This is a genomic window from Frigoribacterium sp. CFBP 13712, assembly GCF_014842255.1.
Classification (GTDB): Bacteria; Actinomycetota; Actinomycetes; order Actinomycetales; family Microbacteriaceae; genus Frigoribacterium.
Map to the genome: position 1 here is coordinate 249,829 of NZ_JACYVH010000001.1, position 16,161 is coordinate 265,989.

Sequence of the window (16,161 nt, forward strand, 5' to 3'; positions counted from 1 at the left end):
GTAGCGGTCCCCCAAACGGCCGACAAGCGCGTCCGGTCGCGTACCCGCACCCCAATCCGGGGGTCACCCCGAGACAGCTCGGACGACCGGTGGCACGACCCCGAATCGACCATCGATCGACCGTCGGATCAGCTCTCGGATCGACCCTCGGAGGACCCTGCGGACCGCCCCTCGGACGCACCCTCGGACGCGTCCTCGGACCGGCCGGCCGACCGTCGCCCGCGACCGCGCCCGCGCCGCCGCTCCGCGCGATGCGCCACGAGACCCGAGGTGATCATGTACCCGGCGTAGCCGAAGAGGGCGACCGCCAGCAGGGGCACGATCCAGGCCCGCGCCTGACCGTTGACGGCCTGGTTCACGAAGCCGAGCCACGGGACGCTGTACCAGAGGGTGCCGCGCACCTGGACGGGCAGCACGGCCTTCTCGTCGGCGGCGGAGTTGTTGTCGCCCTTCGTCACGAACGACGTGGTGCCGTCCGACGCCGACACGATCTCGATCACCCGGTGGCTGATCACCTCGGGCCGACCGGACTCGATCTGGTACGTCATGACATCGCCGACCCGCACATCCTCGGTGGACGTCGGGCGGACGACGAGCAGCGTCCCCGGTGGGAGGCTCGGCTCCATCGAGCTCGTCAGCACGGTCAGAGGCGTCGAACCGGTCGCCTTGGGCACGATGACGAGCAGCACCGCGAGCGCGACGACCACCAGCAGCAGCCCCGCGCTGAGCCCGACGCCGATGCTGTGCAGCAGCCCCCGTTCCGCCGAGGAGGCGCGGCGCGCGGTCACAGACGCCTCCGGTCGGTCATGCGGGGCCCTCCGACGAGCAGGCTCGGCGCCTCGACGGGGTGCTCGCCCGAGTCGGCCCGGTCGCCGGCGTCGTCCGCGTCGCCGCGGTCGCGGCGCCGCCGCCCGAGGGCGACGTACCCGCCGCCGAGCAGGGCCAGCACGCCCACGGCGATCGGCAGCCACTCCCCCGGCAGCGGGACGCTGACGAACGGGATCGCTCCCACGACGGCATCCGAGCCGTCGTCCGCCGACGCACCGCCGTCGACGCCCTCTCCGCCGGAGGCGGCCTCGATCGAGACCGCCCCGGTCGCCGGCCGTGCGGCACTCGTCACGGAGCCCGACGATGCGGATCCGGCTGACGTCGAGCCGCCGGTCGCAGCGGAGCGCGCCTCCTGGTCGTCCACCCGGTCGCCGGCCGGCCCGCCGCCCGATCCGGTCTCCGAACCGCCGGTCGAGACGCACGGATCCAGCGTCTCGCCGCCCTGACCGGTGAGCGTGACGAGCACGGTGACTCCGACGGACTGCGCCGCCGATGCCTCGGATGCGTCCGCCGCGAGCCGCAGGGCCACGGTGATCGGCGCCTCCTCACCGGCCGGCAGCAGGGTCGAGGGCATGACCACCGAGCACGACGGGGAGTCGAGGGTGACGAGCGGCACGGCCTGCGCGACGGGCGCGGCATCGGCTACAGGCGCCTCCTCGACCAGCGGCAGCACGGACGGCGAGCCGTCGAGCGCGACGCCGTCCGGCTCCGCCTCGCCGCCGAACGTCTCGCCGCCGAGCGCATCGCCGTCGTCGAGCCCCGAGGCCCACGCCGTCACGGACACGTCCTGGGCGAACTCGGTCGTCGAGGAGGTGATCCCGACGATGCGGGCCCCGAGCATGGCCGGCTCCGAGGTCGTGTTCTTGACCCAGAAGGTGCCCGAGGTCGAGCCGCCGGGCACGAGCGGCAGGCCGTCGGCGAACAGCCCGGAGTCGAGACGGGCCTGCCAGAGCCGCCCGTCGTCGCTCACCATCAGCCGCGGCGCGGAGGCCGTGCTCGAGGCGGATGCCGCCCCGGCGGCGCGTGCCGCGGCGAGACCCGGCAGCGCGACGGCTCCCGCGACGGCGAGCGACACCAGCAGTGCCGCCCCGACCGTCGCCCTGCGGAGCGCGGGCCGCCCGATCACGGGCACTGGATGTTCCTCAGGCCGTTCGGGTCGTAACCGCCCACGACCACGCCGGTGGCCGCGATCGCCCCCGGCGCACCGTTCACGACGACGCGGATGTCGACGGTGATCGGCCCGTCGCCGTACGGGTCCTTCGGCAGCGTCTCGCGGGTGAAGCCGAACTCGGGGTAGTGCCCGGTCTCGGTCGCCGTGCCGACCCGGGTCGAGCCGACGAACGAGCCGTACGTCGTCTCGAGAGGGCGATCGGACGGGTCGAAGTGCAGGCGGGCGTAGTAGATGTCGGTGGTCGAGCAGGTCGCCGTCTTGCGGGGCGCGACCGTGTTGTTCTGCACGAAGCTCCGCTGCTGCGGGGAGGCGGTCCACGAACCGGTGGCGAGGGTCGCCCGCAGCACCGGGGTGACGCGACCGAGGGGCGAGGTCGTCGACGTGGACGAGCGGATGCACCAGGCGGCCGAGGCGCCGGCGGCGAGCGAGCCCGTCAGACGAGGAGGCGCGGACCAGGTCCCCGAGACCGACCCCGACCCGACCGCGGCGGACGCCGTGCACGAGGCGCCCGCGGTCGAGCCGCGGGGCACGGGCCAGGCGACGACGGAGACGGAGGCGGCGAGGTCGGCGGAGCTGCCGGAGGCGAGCGACCCCGTGGTCGAGTAGTCGGCGTCGACGGAGCCGGTGTTCGTGAACGACCAGGTTCCCGTGATCGCCGGCACCGACGCCGTGTAGTCGCGCTGCAGCGAGGTCGGGTCGGTCGTGCTGAGCGCCACGGCCCCCGTCGCCGCTTTCGTGGAGACCGGCGCGCTCGTCGTCCAGAGGGCGACGGCGGCGCCCCCGGCGGCGAGGGTCGAGCCGATGACGACGCCGGCCACGACGGCGAGCGCGAGACGCCGACCGGCCGCGACGGGCCGACGGCGGCGCTGAGCACGACGGCCGGTCACGGAGCGACCTGCGTGCCGGCCAGCACGAAGCCGACGGGGGCGCTCTTCGACTGGACGGTGGCGGGAGCGTCGGAGTCGAGGGTGAGGACGAGGCACCCCGTGAGGGACTGACCGGCGGGCAGCGTCGTCCAGGACGAGCCCGTGTCGAGGCTCGCCGCACGGGCCGTGGTGCCGGCCGTCGTGTTCGTGCACGCGGTGCCGCTCCGCAGCACGGCGGCGGTGGCACGCAGCTCGCCGACCACCGCGGCGTCGGTCGACGTCGGCGCGGTGCCCGTGAGACGCAGGGCGAGGGGGACGGTGCCGGTGTTCCTGGCGATGAAGGTGCCCGAGACCGAGCGCCCGGGGCCGAGCTTCGCGACGTCGAGGGCCGACACGCTGGTCACCGCGACCCCGGCCGAGCCGGAGGTCACGACCGACGCCGACGTGGTGGCCGAGGTGCCGAAGAGGGCGTAGGTGCCGCCGGCGGTCGCGACGATCGCCAGCAGTCCGATCACGACGATCCCGGTCGCGGACCACAGCGGACGCACGAGACCACCGAGGCCGCGGGCGCCGCGGACGGGCTCGGCGCGGTGACGACGCTGCGTCGTCCCGTGTCGGCTCATCGCGCGGCTCCCGTCTCGGTGGTGGTCGTGATCGTATGGGATCAGGCGATGGCGCGCTGCTTGAGCGTGAAGGTCAGCTTGCTGAGGTCGAGGGTGCCGTTCATGCTCGCGGCGCCGTCGGTGGCCTGCGGCAGCTCGACGACGAAGGTGACGACGGCGGTGGTGCTCCCGGCCGCGACGGGGCGGACGACGAAGCTGCCGGCGGTCGCGGTGTCGGCGGTGACGCCGGCGGGCAGGGCCGACGAGCCGGCGGCGCTCGAGACGCCCATGGTGGTCACGGCGACGTTCTTGAGCGAACCGGTGATGGAGGCGGCCGAGTAGGTGAGGTCGGCGACGAGGTCGTTGCCCGACGCGTCGATCTTCATGGTCTGCGTGAAGCGGAGCTTGTTGCCGGGGACGATCTTGAACTGCGACACGTCGGAGATCGCGGCGTTCCGGCCGTTCGTGATGTCCGTCCAGGTGCCCGTCCCGCTCGGCGTCAGCGCCAGCGTGCCCGAGGTGACGCTCGCCGCGGCGACCTCGGTGTTGGCGTTCCACAGCGCGAAGGTGCCCGCGCCGCCGAGGAGGAGGGCGATACCGGCGGCAGCGGCGATGGAGCCTTTGACGAGCTTGTTCATGACGATCCGATCAGCCCTCGGGAGGGCGCGACGAGCACCGCGGGCGGCGTCCGTCGGGAGGACGCGCCCAGCGGGGCGGGTGAGAGGGGGAACCGGTCGGTGACGACCGGAGTCTGTGTCGGCGGCGCCGGGCTCTCGGTGGGATGACCGGGCGGGCAGGCCGTGCTGACTCGTACGACACTAGCGGTCCCCCAAAGTGCGGACACGGCGATTTATGCATATGCACTGACCCAGAACGGGGGGCAAAACGAACGCGGCGGTCTGTCCCCACCGGTGCGGACATGATTCTGTACCCCGAAAGGTCCTCTTCAGGTGATCTCGAGGGACGCCGCCCATCACCAGGGCCGACCCCGGCTCATACCGGGTAGCGTCGCTGGCGTGTCGACTGCATACGAGCCCAAGGTCGGACGGATCCCCGTCACGGCACTGACCCCGACCACCCCTGACCGGGTGTTCCCGACGAAGGCCTTCTCGGGCGAGGTGGTGCCGTTCGGCGCCACCGTGTTCCGCGAAGGCCACGATCTGATCGGTGCCGACCTCCTCCTGGTCGATCCGAACGGTGCGACGACGAGGCACCCGCTCACCGCGGGCATCCCCGGCACCGACCGCTGGACGACCGAGGTCCAGCTGGAGATCGAAGGCGACTGGACCTGGCAGGTCGAGGCCTACACCGACGACTGGGCCACCTGGCTGCACACGGCCGAGATCAAGATCCCCGCCGAGATCGACGTCGACGTCACCTTCGCGCTGGGCAGCGAGCTGCTGACCGCGGCGATCGACGACTACCCCGAGACGGTCCTCGTCCGCGACGCGGCCACGGCCCTCGGCAACCCCTCCCTCTCGGCCGGCGCGCGCCTCCGGGTCGCCACCGACCCGCGCCTGGCCGCCGTCTTCGCGAGCAAGCCGCTCGCCAGCCTCCGCACCCGCAGCGGCACCGAGACCCTGCGCGTCGAGCGGAGCCGGGCCGGGCTCGGCAGCTGGTACGAGTTCTTCCCCCGCAGCGAGGGTGCGAAGAAGCAGGAGGACGGCAGCTGGAAGAGCGGCACGTTCCGCACGGCGGCCCGCCGCCTGCCCGCTATCAGCCGCATGGGCTTCGACGTCGTGTACATCCCGCCCGTGCACCCCATCGGCACCACGTTCCGCAAGGGGCCGAACAACACCCTGACGGCCGGGCCCGACGACCCGGGATCGCCCTACGCCATCGGCTCGCCCGACGGCGGGCACGACGCCATCCACCCCGAGCTCGGCACGGTCGCCGACTTCCGATGGTTCGTCGAGGCCGCGAAGAACAGCGGCCTCGAGCTGGCCCTCGACCTCGCGCTGCAGTGCTCGCCCGACCACCCCTGGGTCGCCGAGCACCCCGAGTGGTTCACGACCCTGCCCGACGGCACGATCGCGTACGCCGAGAACCCGCCGAAGAAGTACCAGGACATCTACCCCCTGAACTTCGACAACGACTACGACGGTCTCAGCCGCGAGGTGCTCCGCATCGTCCGCTACTGGATCGACCTCGGCGTGACCATCTTCCGCGTCGACAACCCGCACACGAAGCCGGTCCGCTTCTGGGAGTGGCTGCTGCACGAGATCCGCGGCACGAACCCCGAGGTGGTGTTCCTGTCGGAGGCGTTCACCAAGCCCGCCATGATGCAGGCGCTCGCCCAGGTCGGATTCCACCAGTCGTACACGTACTTCACCTGGCGCAACGAGAAGTGGGAGCTCGAGGAGTACCTCACCGAGCTGTCGAAGGAGACGAGCGGTTGGCTCCGACCCAACCTCTTCGTCAACACCCACGACATCCTCACCCCGTACCTGCAGTACGGCGGCCCGTCGGCGTACAAGATCCGTGCGGCGATCGCCGCGACGGCGTCGCCGACCTGGGGCGTCTACTCGGGCTACGAGCTGATCGAGGACGTCGCGCGCCCCGGCAGCGAAGAGAACATCGACAACGAGAAGTACGAGTTCAAGCCGCGTGACTGGGCCGCCGCCGAGGCGGCCGGCGCCTCGATCGCGCCGTACCTCACCCAGCTGAACCGCATCCGCGCGTCGCACCCCGCGCTGCGTCAGCTGCGCAACCTCGAGGTCCACTCGAGCGACGACGACGCCGTGCTCGTCTACTCGAAGTACCTGTCGCGGGCCCACACCCGAAGCGGTCGCGCCGACGCCGTGATCGTCGTCGCCAACGTCGACCCGCACTCGGCCCGCGAGACCACCGTGCACCTCGACGTGACGAAGTTCGGCCTGACCCCCGGCGGCACGTACACGGTCCGAGACCTGATCACCGGCCAGTCGTGGACGTGGGGCGACGACAACTACGTCCGCCTCGACGCCTTCGTCGAGCCCGTGCACGTCTTGACCGTCGACCTCAACCGCGCACCGTAGGAGCACCCGAGATGACCTCCCCCTTCACCCCCGCGCCCGCGGAGGACCCGACGCCCGCCGACGTCCCGGTCGACCTGACCGTCGAGCAGACGCCGTCGCAGCAGACGCCCGCCGCGCAGGAGCCCGCCGCGCAGGAGCCCGTCGAGCAGCCCACCGTGGCGCCGACCGCACCCGACCTCGACGACGCCGAGGTCGCGGCCGCCGCGGAGGGTCGTCACGGCCACCCGCACGCGCTGCTCGGCGAGCACACCCGCGACGGGGTGACCGTCGTTCGCGTAGTCCGACCGCTGGCCGCCACGGTCACGGTGACCGGCGCCTCCTCGGAGGTCGTGACCCTCGAGCACGTGGGCCACGGACTCTGGCAGGGCGTCGCCGACGCGCCGCTCGGCGGCTACGAGATCGAGGCGAGCTACGAAGGAGGCGCGCCCTGGGTCGCCGACGATCCGTACCGCTTCTCCCCCACGGTCTCCGAGCTCGACCTCTACCTGTTCGGCGAGGGCCGCCACGAGCAGCTCTGGAACGTGCTCGGCTCGCACGTCCGCGAGCACGACGGCGTCACCGGCACCTCGTTCGCCGTCTGGGCCCCGCACGCGCACGCCGTCCGTGTGATCGGCGAGCTCAACGGCTGGTACGGCGCGCTGCACGCTCTGCGTCGCCTCGACGGCAACGGCGTGTGGGAGATCTTCGTGCCCGGTGTGACCGAGGGCGCGTACAAGTACGAGATCCTCACGCCCGACGGCGTCTGGGTCGAACGCGCCGACCCGATGGCGCGCCGGTCGGAGGTCCCCCCGGCCACCGCCTCCCTCATCACCCGCTCGGAGCACACCTGGTCGGACGACGCGTGGCTCGAGAAGCGCGCCGCGAGCGACCAGCACGCCGGCCCGATGAGCGTCTACGAGATGCACGTCGGCTCGTGGCGCCCGGGGCTCGGCTACCGCGAGCTGGCCGACCCGCTGGTCGACTACGTCACGGCCCTCGGCTTCACGCACGTCGAGTTCATGCCGCTCGCGCAGCACCCGTTCGGCGGCTCGTGGGGCTACCAGGTGACCGGTTACTACGCGGCGCAGAGCACCTACGGCTCGCCCGACGACCTGCGCTACCTGATCGACCGCCTGCACCAGGCGGGCATCGGCGTGATCATGGACTGGGTGCCCGGGCACTTCCCGAAAGACGAATGGGCCCTCGGCAACTTCGACGGGCGCGCCGTCTACGAGCACTCCGACCCGCGTCGCGGCGAGCAGCCCGACTGGGGCACCCTCGTCTTCAACTTCGGCGACTCGCAGGTGCGCAACTTCCTGGTCGCGAACGCCCTGTACTGGCTCGAGGAGTTCCACATCGACGGACTGCGCGTCGACGCCGTCGCCTCGATGCTGTACCTCGACTACAGCCGCAACGACGGCGAGTGGCTGCCCAACGAGCACGGCGGCCGCGAGGCCACCGAGGCGATCTCGTTCCTGCAGGAGGCGAACGCCACCGCCTACAAGCGCCACCCCGGCATCGTGATGATCGCGGAGGAGAGCACCAGCTGGCCCGGCGTCTCGCGTCCGACCAGCGAGGGCGGCCTCGGCTTCGGTCTGAAGTGGAACATGGGCTGGATGCACGACACCCTCGACTACGTCGAGAAGGACCCGATCCACCGCTCGTACCACCACGGCGAGATCACCTTCTCGTTCCACTACGCCTGGAGCGAGAACTTCATGCTGCCGATCTCGCACGACGAGGTCGTCTACGGCAAGGGCTCGCTCATCGAGAAGATGCCCGGCGACGACTGGCAGAAGCGCGCCAACCTGCGCGCCTACCTCGCGTACATGTGGGGCCACCCCGGCAAGCAGCTGCTCTTCATGGGCTCCGAGTACGGCCAGCCCACCGAGTGGAGCCAGGAGGCCGGTCTCGACTGGTCGGTGCTCGACCGCCACGAGCACCAGCAGATCTTCGACCTCGTCTCGAAGCTGAACAGCGTGTACCGCGCCGAGAAGGCGCTCTGGGCGCACGACTTCGACACCGAGGGCTTCGAGTGGATCGACGGAGGCGCGGCGCAGCAGAGCGTCGTCGCCTTCATGCGGAAGTCGGGCGACGGCGAGAGCGTGGCCGTGCTCGCCAACTGGTCGGGTCAGCCCGTGCAGATGCGCTTCGGGTTCCCCGAGGCCGGCACCTGGCACGAGGTGCTCAACACCGACGCCGTCGAGTTCGGCGGCTCGGGGGTCGGCAACTACGGCTCGGTCGTGGCGACGGACAGCCCCTGGGCCGGGCGACCCGCCTCGGCGGACGTCCTGCTGCCGCCGCTCGGGGTGCTCTGGCTCAAGCGCCGCCCCTGAGTCCCGAGGCGGCGGGGTCGTGACGACCCGCGCCTCCTAGGAGCCGCTCGCGACAGCGGAAGGCCCCCGTCCGGTTCTCGGACGGGGGCCTTCGTCGTTCGCAGGGCGCCGGCGCCCGGGTCGGCGTCGGGGGCGTTGCGTCTGGGGGTCGGCTCAGTAGAGCAGCATCGTCAGACGACGGCGTGCGGCGACGACCCGGGCGTCGTCGGCCCCGATGATCTCGAAGTACTCGAGGAGGCGCGCGCGGGCGCGATCACGCCCCGCGGCGTCCTGCGTCGGGAACACGGTGAGCACCCGGTCGAACGCGTCGTCGACATGTCCGCCGCTCACGTCGAGGTCGGCCACGGCGAGCTGCGCGTCGAGATCCGCCGGGTCGGCCGCCGCCGCCTCGCGGACCTCGGCCAGAGTGACCCCCTGCAGACGGGCGATCAGCGACACCTGCGCGAGACCGGCGACGGCCAGCTGGTCGCGGGGGTCTTGCGCGATGGCCGTCTTGTAGGCCGCGATCGCCGCGTCGTAGTCGCCGCGGTCGATGGCGTCGTAGGCGTCCTGGTGGTGCGGGGGCAGCGGCTCGGGCTCGGGCTCGGGCGCCTCGCCCTCCACGTCGGGGGCGCCGTCGACGACCGCCCGGCCGGTCACGCCGTTCTGAGCGGCGAGCTCGAGCACCTGCTCGAACGCGTCGCGCACCTGCGCCTCGGGGAGGGCCCCGACGAACAGCTGCACGGGTCGACCGCCGACCACCGCGGCGACCGCGGGGATGGACTGCGCCTGGAACGCCTGGGTCAGCTGGGGGTTCGCATCGACGTCGACCTTGGCGAGCACGAGACGACCGGCGTACTCGGTCACCAGCTTGTCGAGCACCGGCGAGAGCTGCTTGCACGGCCCGCACCACTCGGCCCAGAGGTCGACGATGACGGGCACCGTGTTGCTCAGCTCGAGGAACTGCGCGAAGGTCTCGTCGGTCGCGTCGATCACGAGCGACGGGACGCCCACGGTGGCAGCGGCCCCGCCGTCGGGGGTGCCGGGTGCTCCCCCGGTCGCGGGCGCCGGTCGGCCGGCACCGCCCGCGGAGGGCCGCTCGACGAGCGACGACAGGTCGACGGCTCCGCGGAGACCGGCGGGCAGAGGGGGGACGTTGGTCATGGCAGCTCCTTAGCGCTGATGAGGGCCTGGCTGAATCCGAGGAGGACGATCTTCTGGTCGCTGCCCACGGCGGGCACCGAGAAGAGCAGCTCGACGCCGTAGGTCGCCTCGATGCCCTTCGTCGTCTTCTCGATGCCGGTGAGGGTCTTGACCGCACCGGCCGGGTTGACCTCGGCCCCCTCGGCTGTGGGCTTGACGGTCTCGACCTCGTTCAGGGCGACGGACACGATGGCACCGGCGTCGTTCGTCGCGAACGCGACGGCCGGGTCGTCGTCGGGGTTCGAAGCGAAGTCGATCGACGCGGTCTCGGGCAGGGCCTCACGTTTGGCGTCTTTGTAGGGCTTGCCGATCTTCTCGCGCAGGGTGTCGCCCTCCGGCTCGAAGAGCGGCGCGTACTCGCTCTCGTCGCCGTTGGCGAGGATGTCGCCGTAGGCGGTGGCGAGCTGGTCCGGCTGCAGGGTCAGGAGCTTGACGTCGGGCGAGAGCCGGGCGGCGCCGATGCTGGCGGGCGCGACCGTGGGAGGCGTGGCCCCGGCCTCGAGGCTGGTCAGGTACTCGACCTGGTAGTTGGCCCGCGCCTCCTCTTGCACGAGGGTGAGCGCGATGGGCGCCACGGCCGTGTCGTCGGACTGGACGATGGCGAAGACGCTGCGGGGCCAGGTGTCGGCCTGCTGGGGCAGGGTCAGGGTGACGTCGCCCTCGGGGATGGCGATGGGCTCGGCGGCGGCCGCGTCTTTGTCGCGCAGGGCGTAGTTGGCCTCGCGCTGGGCCAGGGCCGGCCCGGTGAAGCGGGTGGCGGCGAGCTCGGCGTCGAGGGTCCCGTCGGCCTGCGAGGCCACGGCGGAGATGCGCTGCACGATGCGCTCGGCCTGCGCCACGCTGACGACCGGGGGCTGCAGGTCGTCCTGCTCGTCGTCGGACGCGGCCCCGGTGCTCGTCGGGGTGGGCGTCGCGGACGGACCCGACCCGGTGCCCCCGACGGCGCTCGGCCAGTAGTCGGGGGTGCAGCCGGAGAGCGCCAACGCCCCCACCAGCACGACCGGCACGATCGCCACGGAACGACGGATCGCTCGACGGTCGCCCGCGCCGCCGTCGCCGATGCTCGACGGTTCGCGCCGCGTCCGACGGGTCGGACGGAGGGGCTTGCCCTGACCGGAGCGCCGGCGCGGACCGCGGTTGCGGCGGTGGTGGGCGATCGCCCAGATGTAGAGCAGCACGCCGATCAGCAGCACGAGGAGACCACCGGCGATCAGCGGACCGGCCATGGGCGTCGCCGTCGAGAGCGGCCAGGTCACCCGGATCGTGTCGGGTGCCGGCGCGGCGCCGTCGGACACGACGACGAGGGAGACGTCGTCGGGGGCGTCGAGGGAGAAGGTCGGGTCGGCCCCGGCGTACTCGGCGTTCCAGAGGTCGGAGTCGGCGGGGCTCGGGACGTCGGCGGTGTCGCCGTCGACCACCGTGCTGACGAGTTCGCCGCTCGTCTCGTCGAACGACACCTCGTTGTAGGCCGAGTCGCCGACCCAGCCGAGGACGTCGGAGGTGCGGCCCGTGGCGGCGAAGGCCGTGTCGGCACCCGAGATGCTCACCGTCTGGCGGCCGTCGTGACCGTGCAGCGCCTCGGAGGGCACGACGGTGATGCGGGCCTCGGAGTCGGAGGTCGAGACCGTCGACGAGACGCTGGGAGGTGGCGCGAAGACGGTCCGCTGAGCGAAGCCCAGGGCCACCATGAGCGCCGCCAGGACGACGACGAACACTGCGACGATGAAACGCACGTTTCTCTCCCTCCGTGCCACCATCCCGGTCGGGTCGCGACGAACCGCTCGGGACGGCCACGCCGGCGCGGGCCTGGCCGGATGGCCGGGCGCGGCAGCAGATTTTAAGACGGCTCAGCGTATCCGAAAAGACCTGGGAGGCGCGTGACCGACGAGAAGTCCTCTCAGGCCGGGTGGCGACCACTCCCTCGCCCGCTAAAATCGTCGGGTCCGGGCCGAGCGATCTCGTTCCCGCCGCCGAGCAAGAGGAGACACCGTGGCCGCTGACGAATCGGAATTCGGGACGGAACTCCGCGGGTACCGCAAAGAAGAGGTCGACCGCGCGTTGGGCGACCTGCGGCGCGAGCTGATCAAGTCGAACACCGACCGCGCCGAGACGGTCGACGACCTCAAGCGTCTGCAGAGTCGCCTCGACGAGCTGCAGTCCGAGCTCGACGAGGCCGGCACCCCGACCTACGCCGGTCTCGGCAGCAAGCTCGAGCAGACCCTCCGCCTCGCCGAGCAGCAGGCCACCCGCCTCGTCAGCCAGGCCGACATCGACGCCGAAGAGCTGCGACGCTCGTCGACGACCGAGGCCGAACGACTCGTCGCCGACGCCACCGAGCGCGCCGACGCCGTGCTGGGCGACGCCAGGGGTCGCGCCGCCGCCCAGATCGACGAGTCCCGTGCCGACGCCGACCGCATGGTCGCCCGAGCTCGCAACGAGGCCCGCTCGCTCCTCCAGGAGGCGCAGCGCGACTCGTCCGCCATGCGCGGCGCCGCGGCGACCGAGGCCGCCGAGAACGTCTCGACCGCCCGCCACGAGGCCGCCGCCCTCCGCGCCGATGCCGAACGGGACGTCGCCGAGCAGCGCGACGTCGTCGGCCGCGAGGTCGCCGAGGCCCGTGCCGACGCCGCCGAGCTGGCCCGCACCACGGCCGAGACCCGCGCCCTCTTCATCAGCGACAGCGAACGCCAGCGCGCCGACCTCGACCGCGAGGGCGACACGCTCCGTGCCGAGCTCGCCCGCCTCGACGAGACCACCCGCGCCGAGCTCGAGGTCGAGGTGACCACCCGTCGCGCCGATCTCGAGCGCGAGATCACGGGCGCTCGCGCCGACCTCGACGACGACGTCGCGAACCGTCGCGCCGACCTCGACCGGGACATCGCCGAGCAGCGTGCCGAGCTGGCCCGCCACGTCTCCGAGACGCGCGCGGCGCTCGAGCGCGAGGTGGACGCCGGCCGCGACGACCTGAGCCGCGAGGTCGAGACGACCCGCGCCTCCTTGGCGACCGAGGCCCTCGAGATGCGAGCCGGGCTCCAGCTCGAGATCGAGACCGCCCGTGCGGAGCTCGAGCGCGAGGCCCGAGCCGCCCGCGACGAGATCGAGCTCGACCGCACCACGACCCGCGACGAGATCGAGCGCACCACCGTCGAGACCCGTGAGCGCCTGGCCCGCGACGTCCAGCAGCAGGCCGAACGCCTCGAGCGCGACGCCGCCGAGCACCGGGCGCAGGTCGAGGCCGAGACGGCGAACGCCCGTGCCGACCTCGACGCCGAGGTGGCCGAGAGCCAGGCGCGGCTGTTCGACGACGAGGAGGCGCAGCGCGCACGACTCGAGAACGAAGCGGAGACGACCCGCGCCCGGCTCGCCGCCGAACGCGACCGCGCCGAGGCGCTCGTCGCCCGCGAGACGGACGAGGCCCGGACGGCTCTCGCGCTCGAACGGACGACCCGACTCGACGAGCTCGAGCGCGACCTCGTCGCCCGACACCAGGCGGCCGTCGCCGAGACGCAGAACTACCTGGACGACGCTCACGCGCAGCTCGACGAGGCCCGGCAGCGCGCCGTCGACGTGCGACGCGAGGCCGACGAGCTCGAGCGCTCGTCTCACGACCACGCCAAGACGGTGCGCAGCGAGGCCGACTCGACGGCTCACGAGGTGCTGACCAACGCCGAGGTGCGCAGTCGCGACATCGTGACGGAGGCCGAGAACAGGGCCCGCGACCTCGTCTCCGACGCCGAGCGCCGGCTCTCGGAGTTGCGGGAGGAGCGCGACGCGGTCGCCTCGTACCTCGAGAACCTCCGCGCCATGTTGAGCGAAGCCGCGAAGGTTGCGCCAGAGTAGTCACGCGGCGGTCCCGTGCTGAACGACTCCGCCGCCCAAGAGGAGTAAGCCCGCGTGAAGATCCACAATCCGTTCCGGCTGGGCCTCCTGGCCGGGCTCGGCGTGCTCGTCGCCCTGGTGATCGGCGGTGCCGTCAGCGAGCTGTCCACGATCATCACGTACGTGGGCGCCGCGCTGTTCATCGCCCTCGGTCTCGACCCGATCGTGTCGTGGCTCGAGAAGCGGCGCGTCCCTCGGACCCTCGCGATCACCCTCGTCATGGTCGCCCTGCTGGGCGCCGTCGTCGGCGTCGTCTTCGCCATCGTCCCGGTGATCGTCAGTCAGGCCACGGCGCTGATCACGAACCTCGTGACCTACCTGCAGAGCGTCACGACGCAGCAGTTCGTCGACAACCTGCAAGAGCTGGTGCCCCAGAACGTCTTCGACGTGCAGCAGGGCCTCGACTCGGTCGTGGCGTTCCTCGGCGACCCCGACAACGTGGTCACGATCGGCGGCGGGGTCCTGGCGGTCGGCGTCGCGATCGGCAACGGGCTCTTCGCGACCATCGTCGTCCTGATCCTCACGCTGTACTTCACGTCGTCGATCAACAGCGTCAAGCGCGCGGTCTACCAGCTCGTGCCGGCTTCGAAGCGCCCGAAGTTCATCGTCATCGCCGAGCAGATCGGCGACTCCGTCGGTCGCTACGTGATCGGCCAGTTCACCCTCGCCGCGATCAACGGCATCTTGAGCTTCATCTTCCTGAGCATCATCGGCGCCGAGCAGCCCGCGGTCTTCGCGGCCATCGCCTTCGTGGGGTCGGTCATCCCCCTGGTCGGCACCATCAGCGGCTCGGCGATCATCGTGCTGGCCCAGGTCGCCCTGCTGCCCGAGTCGCCCTCGACGTGGATCACCGCCGCCGTCTACTACCTCGTCTACATGCAGATCGAGGCGTACCTGCTCAGCCCGCGCATCATGCGCCGGGCCGTCAGGGTGCCCGGGGTGATCGTGGTCATCGCGGCGCTCGTCGGCGGCACGCTGCTCGGAGTCCTCGGGGCCCTGATCGCGATCCCCTTCGCCGCGTCGGTGCTGCTGATCATCCGCGAGGTGCTCGTGCCCCGGCAGAACACGCTCTGACCCTGGCGAAGCCGCTGCCGCTGCCACTGCCGCTCCAGGCGCCGTGCGGTCGCACGCGCTCTGCGGTCACGTCCGCTCGGGCAGCGGCTCAGGGCCAGGTGGCGGGCAGCGGCAGCGCCTGCGGGGCGACCCGTTGCACGATCTCCGACAGCACGCGTGTGGTCTGCTTCTCGCCGACCCAGAGGTGCTTGCCGCCCTCGACGGCGACGACCTCGGCGCGGGGCACGACGGCGAAGCGGCGCCGCGCCTCCTCGGGTCGGAGGTAGTCGTCGAACTCGGGCACGACGGCGACGATCGGGGTCGCGACGTCGTTCCAGGCGGCGAGCTCGGCGTCGGTGGTGCGATGGAGGGGCGGTGACAGCAGCAGCAGACCCGCCGTCTCGACGCCGCGCCCGTGCTTCAGGGCGACCTCGGTGCCGAACGACCAGCCGACCAGCCACGGCGTGGGCAGACCCTCGTCGTGCACGAACGCGACTGCGGCCGCGAGATCGGCGGCCTCGGCGATCCCCTCGCCGAACTCGCCCTCGGACCGCCCCCTCGGCGATGACACGCCACGGAAGTTGAAGCGCAGCACCGCGAGGTCGGCCAGGGCGGGGAGGCGCGCGGCGGCCTTGCGGATCACGTGCGAGTCCATGAACCCGCCCGCCGTCGGCAGCGGATGCAGGGCGATCAGCGTGCCGACCGGTGGGCGGTCGGTGGGGACGGACAGCTCGCCGACGAGGCGGAGACCGTCGTCGGTGCGGAGTTCGACGTCGCGACGGCGCGCGGGCAGCAGGACGCCGCCCCGCACCTCGACGGACCCGGTCGGGTCGGGCGCGTCGGTCGAACGGGTCGGGTCGGTCACGAGATCCTCCAGCAGTGGGTGTGCCAATGACGACGGGACGCCAGGTCGTCGGCGTCGCCGAAGAGCCCGTCGGCACGCCAGACGACGACGTGCGCCGTGCCGGGGGCGACGATCAGCGAGCAGCCGGGGCAGACGTACTCTTTGACGGACGACGACGCACCGATGGACTGGACGGTGAACGACCTGCCGTGTCGGGTCTCGACCACCGCGCCGCCCCGGATCGCCCTGGTGATGTCGTTCGCGGGCTCGTCAGGTCGACGTGTGTCGCGAGGGCGTCGCGGTCGATTGCTTCGGGGCATGACCACCACCGTATCGCGGCGGCGCCGTCGACATCGTCAGAGTCCGGCTGCGGGTTCCGGCGGCTGAGCCGCTGCCGGTGCCGC

General features: G+C 72.1%; 13 protein-coding genes. 4 read left to right on the top strand and 9 right to left on the bottom strand.

Annotated elements, in window-relative coordinates; translation table 11 throughout:
- Window positions 1–128 precede the first annotated feature (128 nt).
- From IFT51_RS01120 to IFT51_RS01140, 5 genes are read right to left on the bottom strand one after another with little or no spacing between them, the layout of a single operon-like run.
- Entirely contained in the window at window positions 129–788 is a 660-nt protein-coding gene (locus IFT51_RS01120) for a signal peptidase I (protein WP_320479064.1), read from the bottom strand.
- Entirely contained in the window at window positions 785–1,960 is a 1,176-nt protein-coding gene (locus tag IFT51_RS01125) for a hypothetical protein (RefSeq protein WP_206758083.1), read from the bottom strand. The genes IFT51_RS01120 and IFT51_RS01125 overlap by 4 nt, the downstream gene beginning before the upstream one ends.
- Window positions 1,951–2,886 (bottom strand): hypothetical protein, encoded by a 936-nt coding sequence (locus IFT51_RS01130; protein ID WP_192058276.1) that lies wholly within the window; start codon window positions 2,884–2,886, stop codon window positions 1,951–1,953. Before IFT51_RS01130 ends, IFT51_RS01125 begins: the two co-directional genes overlap by 10 nt.
- Window positions 2,883–3,488 (bottom strand): TasA family protein, encoded by a 606-nt coding sequence (locus tag IFT51_RS01135; RefSeq protein WP_192058278.1) that lies wholly within the window; start codon window positions 3,486–3,488, stop codon window positions 2,883–2,885. The genes IFT51_RS01130 and IFT51_RS01135 overlap by 4 nt, the downstream gene beginning before the upstream one ends.
- A 41-nt stretch (window positions 3,489–3,529) precedes the next feature.
- Window positions 3,530–4,105 (bottom strand): alternate-type signal peptide domain-containing protein, encoded by a 576-nt coding sequence (locus IFT51_RS01140; protein ID WP_192058280.1) that lies wholly within the window; start codon window positions 4,103–4,105, stop codon window positions 3,530–3,532.
- A 378-nt stretch (window positions 4,106–4,483) separates the two neighbouring features.
- Between IFT51_RS01140 and IFT51_RS01145 the strand changes: the two genes are divergently transcribed.
- The gene (locus tag IFT51_RS01145) at window positions 4,484–6,484 is read left to right on the top strand and encodes a maltotransferase domain-containing protein (protein WP_192058282.1); all 2,001 of its coding nucleotides are present in this window, start codon (window positions 4,484–4,486) and stop codon (window positions 6,482–6,484) included.
- Between the two features lie 11 nt (window positions 6,485–6,495).
- Window positions 6,496–8,799: a 1,4-alpha-glucan branching protein GlgB gene (gene glgB / locus IFT51_RS01150; RefSeq protein WP_192058284.1), complete on the top strand. Its 2,304-nt coding sequence runs from the start codon at window positions 6,496–6,498 to the stop codon at window positions 8,797–8,799.
- 153 nt (window positions 8,800–8,952) lie between these two features.
- Here the strand turns inward: glgB and IFT51_RS01155 are convergent, their stop codons facing one another.
- Together IFT51_RS01155 and IFT51_RS01160 are read right to left on the bottom strand one after the other, a co-directional pair.
- Entirely contained in the window at window positions 8,953–9,942 is a 990-nt protein-coding gene (locus IFT51_RS01155) for a tetratricopeptide repeat protein (protein WP_192058286.1), read from the bottom strand.
- A complete protein-coding gene (locus IFT51_RS01160; RefSeq protein ID WP_192058288.1) occupies window positions 9,939–11,714 on the bottom strand; it encodes a hypothetical protein in 1,776 nt (591 codons plus the stop codon). The genes IFT51_RS01155 and IFT51_RS01160 overlap by 4 nt, the downstream gene beginning before the upstream one ends.
- Before the next feature lie 256 nt (window positions 11,715–11,970).
- Between IFT51_RS01160 and IFT51_RS15410 the strand changes: the two genes are divergently transcribed.
- A complete protein-coding gene (locus IFT51_RS15410; RefSeq protein ID WP_192058289.1) occupies window positions 11,971–13,821 on the top strand; it encodes a DivIVA domain-containing protein in 1,851 nt (616 codons plus the stop codon).
- A gap of 54 nt (window positions 13,822–13,875) precedes the next feature.
- Entirely contained in the window at window positions 13,876–14,934 is a 1,059-nt protein-coding gene (locus IFT51_RS01170; protein ID WP_192058291.1) for an AI-2E family transporter, read from the top strand.
- An 88-nt stretch (window positions 14,935–15,022) separates the two neighbouring features.
- Here IFT51_RS01170 and IFT51_RS01175 read toward each other — a convergent pair whose 3' ends face one another.
- Window positions 15,023–15,778 (bottom strand): alpha/beta family hydrolase, encoded by a 756-nt coding sequence (locus IFT51_RS01175; RefSeq protein WP_192058293.1) that lies wholly within the window; start codon window positions 15,776–15,778, stop codon window positions 15,023–15,025.
- A complete protein-coding gene (locus IFT51_RS01180) occupies window positions 15,775–16,077 on the bottom strand; it encodes a hypothetical protein (protein ID WP_192058295.1) in 303 nt (100 codons plus the stop codon). The genes IFT51_RS01175 and IFT51_RS01180 overlap by 4 nt, the downstream gene beginning before the upstream one ends.
- Window positions 16,078–16,161: the final 84 nt, after the last annotated feature.

What these genes read in the sequence shown, in the direction of transcription:
- IFT51_RS01180 (WP_192058295.1), bottom strand. Translation starts at nt 16,077, where the DNA reads ATGCCCCGAAGCAATCGACCGCGACGCCCTCGCGACACACGTCGACCT.
- IFT51_RS01135 (WP_192058278.1), bottom strand. Translation starts at nt 3,488, where the DNA reads ATGAGCCGACACGGGACGACGCAGCGTCGTCACCGCGCCGAGCCCGTC.
- IFT51_RS01155 (WP_192058286.1), bottom strand. Translation starts at nt 9,942, where the DNA reads ATGACCAACGTCCCCCCTCTGCCCGCCGGTCTCCGCGGAGCCGTCGAC.
- glgB (WP_192058284.1), top strand. Translation starts at nt 6,496, where the DNA reads ATGACCTCCCCCTTCACCCCCGCGCCCGCGGAGGACCCGACGCCCGCC.
- IFT51_RS01140 (WP_192058280.1), bottom strand. Translation starts at nt 4,105, where the DNA reads ATGAACAAGCTCGTCAAAGGCTCCATCGCCGCTGCCGCCGGTATCGCC.